The sequence below is a fragment of the Kitasatospora sp. NPDC047058 genome, from assembly GCF_040643935.1.
Lineage (GTDB): Bacteria > Actinomycetota > Actinomycetes > Streptomycetales > Streptomycetaceae > Kitasatospora.
In genome coordinates, this window is sequence record NZ_JBEYVJ010000079.1 from 14,827 (window position 1) to 28,393 (window position 13,567).

The 13,567-nt window shown below is 72.5% G+C and carries 12 protein-coding genes; 1 reads left to right on the forward strand and 11 read right to left on the reverse strand.

Going from position 1 to position 13,567, the window contains the following annotated elements:
• Positions 1 to 144 precede the first annotated feature (144 nt).
• From ABZ885_RS15195 to ABZ885_RS15245, 11 genes are all read right to left on the reverse strand, one after another.
• Positions 145 to 705: a hypothetical protein gene (locus tag ABZ885_RS15195; RefSeq protein WP_360187815.1), complete on the reverse strand. Its 561-nt coding sequence runs from the start codon at positions 703 to 705 to the stop codon at positions 145 to 147.
• Between the two features lie 23 nt (positions 706 to 728).
• Positions 729 to 1,727, reverse strand: coding sequence for an alpha/beta hydrolase (locus ABZ885_RS15200; protein WP_360187816.1), 999 nt, complete (start codon positions 1,725 to 1,727; stop codon positions 729 to 731).
• The gene (locus ABZ885_RS15205; RefSeq protein WP_360187818.1) at positions 1,724 to 1,984 is read right to left on the reverse strand and encodes a hypothetical protein; all 261 of its coding nucleotides are present in this window, start codon (positions 1,982 to 1,984) and stop codon (positions 1,724 to 1,726) included. The genes ABZ885_RS15200 and ABZ885_RS15205 overlap by 4 nt, the downstream gene beginning before the upstream one ends.
• Positions 1,985 to 2,232: 248 nt before the next feature.
• Positions 2,233 to 3,420 (reverse strand): MFS transporter, encoded by a 1,188-nt coding sequence (locus ABZ885_RS15210; RefSeq protein ID WP_360187820.1) that lies wholly within the window; start codon positions 3,418 to 3,420, stop codon positions 2,233 to 2,235.
• A gap of 248 nt (positions 3,421 to 3,668) precedes the next feature.
• Positions 3,669 to 4,688, reverse strand: a complete 1,020-nt coding sequence (locus ABZ885_RS15215; RefSeq protein ID WP_360187822.1) for a BadF/BadG/BcrA/BcrD ATPase family protein — start codon at positions 4,686 to 4,688, stop codon at positions 3,669 to 3,671.
• A 110-nt stretch (positions 4,689 to 4,798) separates the two neighbouring features.
• On the reverse strand, positions 4,799 to 6,088 hold the full coding sequence (locus tag ABZ885_RS15220) for a 6-phospho-beta-glucosidase (RefSeq protein ID WP_360187824.1): 1,290 nt from the start codon (positions 6,086 to 6,088) through the stop codon (positions 4,799 to 4,801).
• Positions 6,088 to 6,996, reverse strand: coding sequence for a carbohydrate ABC transporter permease (locus tag ABZ885_RS15225; RefSeq protein ID WP_360187827.1), 909 nt, complete (start codon positions 6,994 to 6,996; stop codon positions 6,088 to 6,090). Before ABZ885_RS15225 ends, ABZ885_RS15220 begins: the two co-directional genes overlap by 1 nt.
• 50 nt (positions 6,997 to 7,046) lie before the next feature.
• On the reverse strand, positions 7,047 to 8,045 hold the full coding sequence (locus ABZ885_RS15230) for a sugar ABC transporter permease (RefSeq protein WP_360187830.1): 999 nt from the start codon (positions 8,043 to 8,045) through the stop codon (positions 7,047 to 7,049).
• 23 nt (positions 8,046 to 8,068) lie between these two features.
• Positions 8,069 to 9,424: an ABC transporter substrate-binding protein gene (locus ABZ885_RS15235; RefSeq protein WP_360187832.1), complete on the reverse strand. Its 1,356-nt coding sequence runs from the start codon at positions 9,422 to 9,424 to the stop codon at positions 8,069 to 8,071.
• Between the two features lie 108 nt (positions 9,425 to 9,532).
• Positions 9,533 to 10,723, reverse strand: a complete 1,191-nt coding sequence (locus tag ABZ885_RS15240) for an ROK family transcriptional regulator (protein WP_360187834.1) — start codon at positions 10,721 to 10,723, stop codon at positions 9,533 to 9,535.
• A 318-nt stretch (positions 10,724 to 11,041) separates the two neighbouring features.
• Entirely contained in the window at positions 11,042 to 12,142 is a 1,101-nt protein-coding gene (locus ABZ885_RS15245; RefSeq protein ID WP_360187838.1) for a mechanosensitive ion channel family protein, read from the reverse strand.
• A gap of 705 nt (positions 12,143 to 12,847) precedes the next feature.
• Between ABZ885_RS15245 and ABZ885_RS15250 the strand changes: the two genes are divergently transcribed.
• A complete protein-coding gene (locus tag ABZ885_RS15250) occupies positions 12,848 to 13,492 on the forward strand; it encodes an HNH endonuclease (RefSeq protein ID WP_360187836.1) in 645 nt (214 codons plus the stop codon).
• Positions 13,493 to 13,567 lie beyond the last annotated feature (75 nt).

Consider the following 13,567-nt stretch of genomic DNA (forward strand, 5'->3'; position numbering starts at 1 on the left):
GCCGTACGCGTTGCTCCGGCCGGCCACGATCCGCGCTCCCCGAATCCGACGGCGACGCCGCTCGCCGCCGGGATCCATCCGACAACCTGAGGTGCGGTTGAGGTCAAGCCCGCTGCCGGCCGGTCCGGCTTCTCGTGCAGCCTCTCACTGTGTGGGAGCCGGCGATGCGGACGGTGGCATCAGGCACGGGGTGGTGACACTCAGGGCCATGCGTTTGTCGCTGGTGCTGTCGACGCGGACGGTGTAATTGCTCTCGGGATGGCGGGTCCAGAGAGCCACAGACGGCTTCGTGTCCGTGGCCTCACGGTAGACGGTGACCTTCAGGCCCTCTTTCGTCAGCAGGTCCCGGGCGCTGCGAACGACATCGTTGTGCCGGGCACCGGGGACGTCACTGTGGACGAAGTACAGAAGGGTGTAGCGGCCGTCGGGAGCTGATTCGCCGTTCCTGCCGATGCATGGGTGAAAGCCGGCCTCTTCCGGCTCGCTGTTGATCTCGATGCCGACCGTCTGCACCAGGTGGGCGATGAGCTGGCGCGCCCAGTCGAGGGTTTCCTGCTGGGATTTGACGGGCAGGGGGTCGTACTTCCCGGTACCGGGGTTGGACATGCAGGCTCCAAGGGTGGCGACCATCAGCGCCACTGCCAGGAGGCGCTTGAGTCGGGTACCGGTACCGGTGTCGGACCGGCGGGTGGACGGACGGGTCATGAGTGTCGTTCTCCGCGATCGCTTCAGTGCCAGATGGGAATGAACCCTCCGATGACTATCTCCTTGGGATCGACCTCCGGCTGCTTGCCTGCGATGATCTTTCCCTGGTTATTGAAGCTGTCCGAGTTCTCGTTCCAGTAGCCACCGTGGCCCGAGGTGTCGGTATAGAGGTTGTTGCCGCCGAATCCGATGATGTGGGGGCCGGGACCCAAGGTGTACCCGCCGACGAGACGCGTGGGATCGTCCTCGGCCTCCGAGATCCACACATGATCGGGGTTGGTCTGAAGCTCCTTGGCCTCGTCGACGCCCATACCGGGGCTGCCGAGGGCGATGATGTCGTCGGCGTGCAGACCGTCGCCACCACTCGCGGCAACGCCAACGGCGTAGGTTCCGTAGCTGTGCGCAACGTAGGTGAGATGGGTCTTCGGCTCGCCGTGTGCGACTCTGAGTCCGTCGGAGAAACGCCGCATGTCGTCGGCACCGTCCTTTCCGCGCTGGGGATTCCCCGCTTCCAGGAGGCTCTCCGGGGTGTCGTAGCCGAGGTAGGAGATCACCGAGACGGTCTCGCCGGGTTCCGCATTTCCCTTCGCGTTGCCCTGCAGCCGGCGGATGAGGTCGATCTGCCCCGGGACACCGTTGAACTCGGTGTTCGTGCCGGGGACGAACACCGCGGTGTGCGTGGCCTTGTCGGGGTTTCCGGTGGCGACGATTGCGCGCCCGTCGCCCTCGTACGCCTCGGGGTCGATGCCGAGGAGGAACATCTGGTGCTCCTCGTCCTTCGTGTTGGCGGTGTCCTCGAGCTTGTTCTTGATGGTCTGGAGTGCCGCCTTGCGCTTGTCGTAGGCGGACTGGTCGAGACCGAGCGTGGCGGGCGTGCCGGCCTGATGAAGCGGCCCGTTGACCTGGTTCCGGTGCCGGGTTCCCGTGCTCTCCACGGCGTGCGCGAGGGCCTTCCAGCCCTTTGCGGAATCGCGCAGCCCGTGCGGGTCGAACGCCACCAACAGCTCGTAGACACTGCTCATTTCGCCCCCTGAGCCTGGCTCCAGGCACCGGCGATCGCCTGCTCGTTGTGCGCGTGGGCCGCGGCGTTGGAACGGAGGTTGGTGGCGGTATCCGTGAGCCGCTGGCGAAGTGTGCCGAGCGGGGTGGCCCAGCCGCTTCCCAATTGCCCGAGCCCGCCCGCGATCGACCAGCCGACGAGTTGGCCGGATGCGGTGGTCGCCGAGCTCAGTGCGTTCTGGACCGGACTGGCGAGCTCCTCGGCGAGGGTGCTCGCCACGTTCGCAGAGGTGTCCAGCTCGCCTGGACTGATGGCAACTTCGTCTGCCTCGTTGCTGGCTCCCCCCGGAGTCGAATCTCGGACGCGCGCGGTCCGCCAACTGACGCCGAGTCGGTGTGGGTGCGCTGAGCATCCGTAAAACTACGCAGATGATGTGCCCTCATCATGACTCATTCGTTCGATTTCATGAAATGCCCGGTCTGAGCCGGCACGGCAGGGCGGCGCAAAAGACTTCAGCGAGGTCGAGGTCAGGCGCGGGAGGTCAGCCGGTCCGACTTCTCGTGCGGCGTGGGGACCACCGCGGCCGCCACCAGGGGGAACGTCACGGCCAGGGCGTACGCCCAGCCGAAGCCCGTGGCGCCGATCAGGGCCCCGGCCCCCGGCCCGACGCAGGCGGCCACGGCGTTCTGCACCGTGGTGTGCACCCCCAGCGCCCGCCCGGCCCAGGCCGGACCGGCGTACTCGGCCACGGCCGTGAACGACAGGCCGTTGGTGGACACCGTCACCACGCCCGCCGCCAGCAGCGCCGCCACCGCCACCCCCGAGCCGGCGAACGCGCCGGCCGCCAGCACCGCCAGCACCCCGGACGCCGTCCACGCCAAGCGCCGCATCGGGCCGACCCGGCTGCCGGCCACGTCCGACCACCGCCCGGCCGCCAACCTCGCGCCCGCCCCGGCCACCTGGACGCACGCCAGCACCGGCCCGGCCGCCGACGGCGACCAGCCGCGCTCGTCCACCAGGAAGACCAGCGCGAACACCGACACCGTGAACTGCGGCACCACCAGCAGCGTCGCCGCACCGTGCAGCCGCCACAACACCGGTGTCCGGTACGGGTTCCCGGCCCGCTCGTCCGCCCCGCCGCCGGCCCGCGCCGGGTCCCGGACGGCGAGCACCACCAGCAGCGCCGCCGCCACGCTCAGCCCGCCCAGCACCGCCAGCGCCGTCCCGCGCCCGTGCCCGGCCAGCGGCGGCAGCAGCAGCGCGGCCACCGCGACCCCCAGCGGCAGTGAGGTCTGCCGCAGTCCCATCGCCAGCCCGCGCTCCTCCGGCGGGAACCAGCCGAGGATCAGCCGCCCGCTGGACGCGTGCGCCGACGCCCCGGCCGCGCCGGCCAGCAGGAAGCACGCCCCGAGCGCGACCGTGCCCCGCACCGCGGTCGCCCCGAGCAGGACCAGTCCGCCGGTCCCCAGGCCGGACGCCAGTACCCACCGCTCGCCCCACCGGTCCGCCGCGGCGCCCCACGGGGTGAGCGTCAGCACCAGCCCGACGGTCGGGCAGGCGGCCAGCATCGCGGCCCGGGAGAGCGACAGCCCCTCGTCCCGCAGCGCCGGGATCAGGTACGGCAGGCCGAACTGGAACGCGCACCCGGAGGTCATCGCGAACATCCCGACGGCGAGGACCAGCCAACGCCGCCGGCCACCCTGTGAGTCGTCCATGCCGGGCAGCTCATCAGAGGAACGCGGGATTCGGCAGGCGCGCCCACGGAGCGGACGGGCCCGCGCCGCGGAGGGCCCGGCCGGCACGTCAGGGGCGGCGGGGAAGCGGGGCGAGCGGCCATGGCTCAAGCCCCCCGAGGCGTGGCCGGACAGCATGGTCCGGGTCCCCGCAGGCGCCGCCCGTGCGGTTCCCGTTCCCGCCGGGCGTGCGGTCCCGGCGGGAACGGAGTCGGGGCCTCGGACGCGCCTCAGGCGGCCACGCGGCGCGGCGGGTCGTAGGCCGCCCGGAGCCGGGCCTGGGCGGCCGGGGTGGCGCCGAGGTGGTCGAGGCCGAGCAGGGCGGCCCCCAGGACCGGCGGTGCGACGACGACCCGCGGCTCCGCCAGCGGTGCCGCGGCGGCCAGCCGGGCCGTCAGGTTGTCGAGCAGCAGCGGCTGCCGCGAGGCGAGCACGCCGCCGCCCAGCACCACGGGGGCCGGCGCGTCCAGCAGCCCCAGCCGTCCGAGCGCGACGACGGCGAGGCGGGTGATCTCGTCGGCCTGCCGGTCGATCAGCTCCAGCGCGACCCGGTCCCCGGCCTCGGCGACGGTGAACAGCACCCGGACGATCTCGTGCAGCCGGGCGGACGGCAGCTGCCCGAGGTGGACGGCCTCGGCGACGGCGCCGCTGCTGGCGAGGTCGAAGTGCTCGGCGATGGCCCCGGCGAGCGCGGTGGGGCCGCCGCGGCCGTCCTCCGCCCGGACGGCGTGCCACATGCTGTTGACGGCGAGGCCGCTGCCGCCGCCCCAGTCGCCGGTGAGCTCGCCGAGGGCGGGGAAGCGCGCGGTGCGGCCGTCGGGGAGCAGGCCGACGCAGTTGATGCCGGCGCCGCAGACGACGGCGACGCCGCGCGGGCCGTCGGTGCCGGCCCGGAGCAGGCCGAAGGTGTCGTTGACGACGGTGGTGCTGACGCCCCACGGGTGGGACTCGAGGGCGGCGCGCAGGGCCTCCTCCTCCACCGGGAGGTCGGCGTTGGCGAGGCAGGCGCTGACGTGGCCGGCCAGCACGCCGCTGCGGAACGAGAGGCCGGCCGCGGCGACGGCCTCCTCGACCAGCGGGGCGAGGCCGGCCACGGCCGCCGCGCCGCCGATCTTCTGCGGGGCGAAGCCGCCGCCGCGGGCGGTGCCGTGGACGGTGCCGTCGGCGCCGACCAGGGCGACGTCGGTCTTGGAGTTCCCCGCGTCGATGGCGAGTACGCCGGGCAGGAGTGGTTCGGGCTGGTGGGTCATCGGTCCCCGCGCTCGTACGTGGCCCGGCCGTTGTCCCCGGCCGGGGGTGGTCGGTCTCCTCGTGGCCCGGCCCGCGGCCTCCCGGGGGAGCGCGGGCCGGGCCGGGCGGGTCAGGCCCAGGCGAGGTGCTCGCGGTTGTGGGCGAGCAGCCGGTCCGTGAGCCGGTCGGCGAGTTCGATCTGGCCGACCAGCGGGTGGGCGAGCAGGGCGTCGAAGACGCGGTCGCGGCCGCCGTGCAGGGCGGCGTCCAGGGCCAGGTGCTCGTACGCGGTGACGTTCGCGATCAGCCCGGCGTAGAGCGGCTCGACGGGGCGCTGCGGCAGCGGGCGCACGCCTGCCGCACCGACCTCGGCCGGCACCTCGATGACGGCGTCGTCCGGCAGGAACGGCAGCACGCCGTCGTTGCGGGTGTTGACCACCTGGACGGACGTCCCGCCGCCCGTCCCCAGCAGCGCGGCGATGAGCTGCACCGCCGCCTCGGAGTAGAACGCGCCGCCGCGCCTGCCGAGCAGCTCCGGCTTGGTGTCGAGCGCCGGGTCGGCGTACATCTCCAGCAGCTGCCGTTCGATCGCGGCGACCTCGGCGGCCCGCGAGCCGGTGGCCCTGAGCTCCTCGACCACGACGTCGTGCTGGTAGAAGTAGCGCAGGTAGTAGGACGGGACGACGCCGAGGTGCTCGATCACCCGCTGCGGCAGGTGCAGGTCCTCGGCGATCTCCTTGCCGAAGGAGCCCAGCAGTTCGGGCAGCACCTCCCGCCCGGTGGCCGCGCCGGGCGCGTCGAGCAGGGTGACCCCGCGTTCCCAGGTGAGGTGGTTGAGGCCGACGTGGTCGAGCCGGATCAGCTCCGGGTCGACGCCGAGGTGCCCGGCGAACCGCCGCTGGAAGCCGATCGCGACGTTGCAGAGGCCGACGGCCTTGTGGCCCGCGTCGAGGAGGGCGCGGGTGACGATGCCGACCGGGTTGGTGAAGTCGACGATCCAGGCGCCGGGGTTGGTCCGGCGGACCTCCTCGGCGATGTCCAGCACCACCGGGACGGTGCGCAGCGCCTTGGCGAGGCCGCCGGCCCCGGTGGTCTCCTGGCCGACGCAGCCGCACTCCAGCGGCCAGGTCTCGTCCCGGTCGCGGGCGGCCTGTCCGCCGACCCGCAGCTGCAGCAGCACCGCGTCGGCGCCGGCGACGCCCGCCGCCACGTCGGTCGTGGTGGTCACCACGGCGCCGTGCCCCTGCTTGGCGAAGATCCGCCGGGCCAGGCCGCCGATCAGCTCCAGCCGGCCGGCCGCCGGGTCGACGAGCACCAGCTCGCCGACCGGCAGGGTGTCCCGCAGCCGCGCGAAGCCGTCGATCAGCTCGGGGGTGTACGTCGAACCGCCGCCGACGACGGCCAGCTTGAGTGAGGACATCAGCCCTTGACCCCTGTCAGTGTCACGCCTTCGATGAAGGCTTTCTGCGCGAAGAAGAAGAGGACGATCACCGGAGCCATCACCAGCAGGGTGGCGGCCATGGTGAGGTTCCAGTTGGTGTGGTGGGCGCCCTTGAAGGACTCCAGGCCGTACGAGAGGGTCCAGGCGCCGGGCTCGTTGCTGGCGTAGATCTGCGGGCCGAAGTAGTCGTTCCAGCAGTAGAAGAACTGGAACAGCGCGACGGCGGCGATGGCCGGCTTCGCCATCGGCAGCACCACCCGGAGCAGGGTGCGCAGGTCGCCGCAGCCGTCGATCCTGGCCGCCTCCAGGTACTCCTTGGGGATGGTCAGCAGGAACTGGCGCAGCAGGAAGATCGAGAAGGCGTCGCCGAAGGCCATCGGGATGATGAGCGGCCAGAGCGAGCCGCCGAGGTGGAGCTGCTTGGCCCAGAACAGGTACATCGGGATGACGGTGACCTGCGGCGGCAGCATCATCATCGCGATGACCGCCATCAGGGCCAGGTTGCGGCCGCGGAAGCGGAACTTGGCGAGAGCGTAGGCCACCGGGAGGCTGGAGACGACGGTCAGCACGGTGCCGAGGCCGGCGTACAGCAGGGTGTTGCGCCACCAGGTGAGGAAGCCGGGCGTCCGCCAGACCCTGGTGTAGTTGCCCCACTCCCAGGAGGTGGGCCAGTAGTCGGTGGTGAGTGCCTGGCTGTCGTCCATCACCGAGGTGAGGAAGGCGAACACGAACGGCAGCAGGAAGAACAGGGCGGCGGCGATGGCCAGCGCGTGCACGGCCACCCAGTTGAGGACGGCCCGGCGGCGGGCGGTGCGGGCGGCACCGGTGGGCGGGCCGGGCCGGCGGGCCGGGGCGGACGCCCCGGTGAGCGTGGAGCTGAGAGTCATGATCGGTTCCTCACTGGTCCGCTGGGGCCTGTCCTGTGGATCGGACGGCCCTAGTCATCGCTCGCCATGAAGCCGGACTTTCGACGGAGCAGGATCGAGGTGACGGCCATCGAGATGGCGAACAGCACCAGGGCGACGACGCACGCCGCGCCGTAGTCGAAGCGCTGGAAGCCGAGGTTGTAGACCATCTGCGGCAGGGTCCAGGTGGAACCCTGCGGGAAGCCGGGCTCGAACGGCTGCCCGGAGTTGCCCGCGATGCCGCCGGCGACCTTCCCGGCGACGATCGCCTGGGTGTAGTACTGCATGGTCTGGATGACCCCGGTGACCACGGCGAACATGATGATCGGCGAGATGTTCGGCAGGGTGACGTACCGGAACCGCTGGAACGGGCCGGCGCCGTCGAGTTCCGCCGCCTCGTACTGCTCCTTCGGGACGTCCAGCAGGGACGCCATGAAGATGACCATCAGGTCGCCGACGCCCCACATGGCGAGCATGGTGAGCGCGGGCTTGGACCAGTCCGGGTCGGCGAACCAGCCGGGCTGCGGCAGCCCGATCTCGCCCAGGAAGTGGTTGACCGGGCCGGTGCCGGGGTTGAGCAGGAAGGCGAAGGCGACGGTGGCGGCCACCGGCGGTGCCAGGTACGGCAGGTAGAACGCGGTGCGGAAGAAGCCGGCGCCGGTCTTCACCTTGGTGATCAGCAGTCCGATGCCGAGGCCGAACGCGACCCGCAGGCCCACCATGACGACGACCAGCCACAGGGTGTTGCGCAGGCCGGGCCAGAAGGACGGGTAGTCGTTGAAGACGTAGTCCCAGTTCTTCAGGCCGTTGAAGGCGGGGGCGCCGAAGCCGTTGTACTTCGTGAAGGAGAAGTAGGCGGTGGAGACCAGCGGGTAGAGGAAGAAGACGCCGAAGCCGATCAGCCAGGGGGAGAGGAAGGCGAGGGTGCGGGCCGCCTCCCGGCGGCGCTTCCGGCGCAGCAGGTGCTGCGTGGAGGGCGCCGCCGGGTCGGCCGGTCCGGTGCCCGTGCGGGTGGCGGACGCGAGTGACATGGGAGCTCCGTGGGCCGTTCCCGCTACTTCGCCTGGGCGATGGCGGCGTCGATCTCCTTGGCGGTGGCGGCGAGGCCGGCCGCGAGATCGGCCTGCTTGCCGGACTCGTAGTCGTAGCCGAGGTTCTGCAGCGACACGATGTAGCCGCCGCCGTTGACGCTCGCCGGGGTGGTGCCGGAGTTCGCGTTCCTGGCGATGTCCAGGAAGGTCTTGAAGTTCGGGTCGCTGATCAGCTTCGGCGAGTCGAGCGCGGCGAAGGTGCTCGGCACGTTGTGGATCGCGTTGGCGAAGGAGACCACCGCGTCGGTGTCGGTGGTCAGGTACTTGACCAGCTCCCAGGCGGCGGCCTGCTTCCTGCTGCTGCTGGCGATGCCGACGATGGTGCCGGTCTGGTAGCCGCGGCCGTAGGTGCCGGCCTGGTCGTCCGGCACCGGGAACGGCGCGGTGGCCCACTCGAAGTCGGGCTTGTTCTCGGCGAGCGAGGCGGTGCGCCACTCGCCGTCGATGGCCATCGCGACCTGGCCGGTGTGGAAGGGGTTCTTGGCGCTGAACTCCTCGCCGAAGGTGGCCCGGTACTTGTCGAGCCTGTCGTAGCCGCCGAGCTTGTCGACCAGGCCCTTCTGCCAGCCGAGCATCGCGGCGACCTTGGGGTCGGAGGCGATCGAGGACTTGCCGTCGGTGCCGAAGTAGCCCGGGCCGTACTGGCCGAGGAAGTGCTCGGTGGTGGACTCGTAGCCGTGGTAGAGCGGCATGAAGCCGAGCTGCTTGTAGCCGTCGCCCTCGGCGACGGTCAGCTTGGCGGCGGCCTCGGCGAACTCGCTGAAGGTCTTCGGCGGGGCGGTGATGCCGGCCGCGGCGAAGGCCTTCCTGTTGTAGTAGAGGCCGAAGGCGTCGCCGAGCAGCGGCAGCGAGCACTGGTTGCCCTGGAACTGCGTGTAGTTGAGCATCGCGGCCGGGAAGGTCTTCGCGGCGTCGATCCCGCTCTTCTGCAGGAAGGGCTTGAGGTCGGCGAAGGCCTTGGTCGAGCAGAACATGCCGACGTTGTTGGTGGTGAAGGAGGAGACCACGTCGGGGGCGTCGTCACCGCCGGCCCGCAGGGCCTGGTTGACCTTGTCGTCCGCGATGTTGCCGACGGCCTTGACGTGGATGTTCGGGTGGGCCTTCTCGAAGGCGGCGATGTTGTCGTTGATCGCCTTCACCTCGGAGTCCTGGCTCCAGCCGTGCCAGAAGGTGATGGTGACGTCCTTGCCGCCGGCCGAGTCGTCGTTGCCGCCGGCGTCGTTGGTGCCGGTGCAGGCGGTGGCGAGCAGGGCCAGGACGGCGCTGCCGGTGACCGCGGCGAGCGTGCGGCGGCCTCTGCGGGAGGTGGTGGCGTGCACTTCGAGGTCCTCCTGGGGGTGCGCGGGCAGGCGTCATTGCCTCTGGTCCCGCGTTCGGGGTTGGGGGAGAGGTGGGTGCAGGTGCGTTTCGGGGTGGCGGCGGGAGCGTCAGTGGGTGGAGAAGACCGCCTCCCGGGCGGTGGCCAGCGCGCGTTGCAGCGCACCGGTCAGGACGGGGGAACCGGGCAGGGTGCTGCTGCGGACCTCCGGCCGGGCCATGGAGATCCGGGCCAGTTCCTCCTCGACGAGCGCGCGCAGCCGTTCGCCGCCCGCCGTCGGCACGTCGCCGGAGACGACCACCAGCCGGGGGTCGACGACGGCGACGATCACGGCCAGCCCGACGGCGAGCCGGCCGGCCAGGGCGGTGAGGAAGTCGTCGCCGGCGCCCGGGGTCTCCAGGGCCTTGGCGACCGCCTCCTCGGCCGTGGGCGCGCCCAGCCCGTACTCGCGGGCCAGGGCCCGGACGGCGGGTGCGCCGACCAGTTCCTGGAACCCGCCGGCCTTGCGGCGGCGCGTGTCCCGCACGACCGGCGCGCCGGGCACCGGCATGTAGCCGACCTCCCCGGCGCCGCCGGTGAAGCCGCGGTGCAGCCGTCCGGCGATCACGATCGCGGCGCCGGTGCCGTCCCCGGCCCAGAGCAGGACGAAGTCCTCGAACCCGCGCGCCGCGCCGGAGGCCTGCTCGGCGACGGCGGCGAGGTTCACGTCGTTCTCGATCGACACCGGCGCGCCGATCGCCCCGGAGAGTTCCTCGACCAGCCGGGGCGAGTGCCAGCCGGGCAGGTGGGAGGCGTAGCGGAGCTTGCCGGTGACCGGGTCGGGGGCGCCGCCGACGCCGATCGTGACGGTGTGCAGGGCGCCCTCGGCGAGTCCGGCCGCGCGGACCGCCCCGGCGACGGCGGCGGCGATCCGGGTGACGGTCTCCGCGGCCGGCCAGCCCTTGGTCGGGACGACGTGCTCGGCCAGCGTGGTGCCGGTGATGTCGGCGACCGCGACCCGGACGAGGTTGTTGGTGACGTCCAGCCCGGCGACGTAGCCGGCGGCCGGATTCACCTGGTAGAGCTGCGCGTTGGGGCCGGGGCCGCCGGCCGTGGTGCCGACCGGAAGGACCAGTCCGGCCGCCTCCAGGCGGGCCAGCAGCTGGGAGGCGGTGGGCTTGGAGAGCCCGGTCAGGGTGCCGATCTGGGTGCGGGAGAGCGGGCCGTTCTCCAGCAGCAGTTCCAGGGCGGCGCGGTCGTTGATGGCCCGCAGCAGGCTGGGGGTGCCGGCGAGGGGGGCCTTGGCGGTGGTCTTGGTCACGCGAGGAATCCTCCTCTTCCCGCAGGTCGGGCGGCAGCCGGGTGGGCGAGCGCGGCCGGGACGGGCTCCGGCGGCAGCCGGGTGGGCTTCGGGCTTCGGGCTCGGGCTTCGGTGCGAACTGTTAGGAAACTTTCCAGTCGCTTGAGACAGGACCGTACGGTCCCCGTCAGGAGGGTGTCAATGGTCCTTCCGGCGGTGGATGCCGAAGCGTTACCGGGCAGCACGAAGCCCCGCCTCCCGGGATGCAGGGGGGCGGGGCTTTCGTCCGCTTTCACGGCGGCAGGGCTGCGGCCGCGTGCCGTCGGGTGCCGGGCGCGGTCAGGGCGACTTGGCCCCGGCGTCGTCGGCGGGCCTGACCGGCGCCGGTATCGGCGCGGTCGCCAGGTACCGCGGTGAGGCCGGGTCGGCCAGCGCGGACGGCGGCGCGGCGTCGCCCGACGCCGACGCGGTCGTCAGCACCACCGCCGCCGAGGCCGCCCCGGCCGCCGCGCCCGCGGCACCGGCCGGCACGACCTCCTCCTTGACCTTGATCCCGGCCACGTCGAACGCGGTCTTCAGCCGCTGGCGCAGCGCCCGCGCGACACTCAGCGACCTGCCCGGCGCCGTCCGGGCCTCGACCCGCAGCACCACCGAGTCCGCCGCCACCGACTCCACGCCCAGGACCGACATCGGCGCCCAGACCAGCTCGTCGAACGGCGCCTCCTTGGCCATCGCCTCGGCCGTCTCGTGGATCAGCTCCTCGACCCGGGCGAGGTCCTCCTTGTAGCCGACCTGGACGTCCACCGAGGCGGTCGACCAGCCCTGGCTCATGTTGGCGATCCGCTTCACCTCGCCGTTGCGGATGTACCAGATCTCGCCGTTCGCGCCGCGCAGCTTGGTCACCCGCAGGCCGACCTCCAGCACGGTGCCGGTGGCCACCCCGGTGTCGATCTCGTCGCCGACGCCGTACTGGTCCTCCATGATCATGAAGACCCCGGAGAGGAAGTCGGTGACCAGGTTGCGGGCGCCGAAACCGATCGCCACACCGGCGACACCGGCGCTCGCCAGCAGCGGCGCGAGGTTCACCCCGAGCGCCGAGAGCACCATCAGCGCGGCCGTGCCCAGGATGGTGAACGACGCGACGCTGCGCAGCACCGAGCCGATGGCCTCCGAGCGCTGCTGCCGCCGCTCGGGGTTGACCACCCCGGTGTTGGCGAGCAGGCCGCCCAGCCGGCCGGGCTCGTCGGCGTCCTCGCCCGGCTTGATCATCCGCGCTATCAGCTGGGTGATCAGCTTGCGCACCACGGCCCGCAGCACCATGGCCAGCACGATGATGAAGACGATCCGCACCCCGCTGGCCAGCCACTCCTGCCAGTGCGAGTCGAACCAGCTGGCCGCCTGCTTGGTGGTGTCGCTGACCTCCTGCGTGCTGGTCGGGATCCTGAGGTCGAGCTGCGGCAGCGCGGGGGCCGTCGGGCTGGGGGCCGGGGCCGGCGATCCGGCCGGACCCGTCGTGGTCGTGAGCGTCGTGGACTCGTCGGCGAACAGGCCGACGGCACCGGACCGGAGCACGTGCGGGACCTTCCTTGCAGGGGGCGTGGCACAGCCCGCCGCCGCGGAAGCATGCCCCTGGCCTGCGGACCGTCCGCCTTAGCCTATCGGCCGCGGAACCGCCCGCCGGACACACCGACGGCCGGCGGGCGGTCGTACGGGAGCCGCCGCCGGGCGTGCGCGAACCGCCCGGACGCCCCGTCAACGCCCCGGCGCGCCCCTGCTCCGCTCCCCGCACCGGGGCCGCAACCGGGCTGCGGCCGCGCTACGACCCGGCCCGGACCGGGCTCCGACCAGCCGCGTCGTCCGCCCGCCGCCCCGGCTGCCCCGACCGGCCGGGCCGTCCGCCGGAGGGGTGCCCGCGCGGGGCCCGCCACCGTCCCCCGGAGGGGGCCCGGGTGCAACCCGTCCGTCGCCCGGGCATACGGGGTATGACAGAAGCCACACCTGGTGTTCATGCCGGGTCCGTTACACAGGAGTGGTGGCGCCGTACAAAGGCGTAAGGCGACACTGGGGGAGATCACGCACCCGTTGCGTGGTCGAACCGCTCGTCCCGGCGCGAGCCACGCGCCGCAGGCGTCCAAGGAGGCATCCGTGCCGCATGTCCTGGTCCTCAACGCGTCCTACGAGCCACTCGGCGTCGTATCGATGCGCCGCGCACTCATCCTGGTCCTCAATCACAAGGCGGTCAGCCTGGAGGACTCGGGAGTCACTCTGCACAGCGCCACCAGCGCCCTTCCGGCGCCGTCCGTCGTCCGCCTGACCCGCTTCGTGCGGGTCCCCTTCTGCGGGCCCGTCCCGCTCACCCGCCGGGCGCTGTTCGCCCGCGACCACGGCCGTTGTGTCTACTGCGGGGCCGCCGCCACCAGCGTCGACCACGTCATCCCGCGCAGCCGGGGCGGCCAGCACCGGTGGGACAACGTGGTGGCGGCCTGCCGCCGCTGCAACCACACCAAGGCCGACCGCCACCTCACCGAACTCGGGTGGCGGATGAAGCGCCCGCCCGCCCCGCCGAGCGGCCTGGCCTGGCGCATCATCGGCACCGGGATCAAGGACCCGCGCTGGCGTCCCTACCTGGAGCCGTACGGCGGCGGCGACCTGCTGCGCGCCCCGCAGTGGGGCGAGTACGAGCACCACGACCATACCGACGCCGGGCACACCGTGCCGCTCGGCCGGGCGCACGCCGCCCACCCCGCCCCCGTCCGCCGCGGTGAGCAGCCCGAACCGCTCTCCGCCTGACCCGCTCCACAAGGGCTTGCCCGTCAGACAACCCGGTACGCCTCATGGGCCGCCGCGCACCCCACCGGGGAGCGC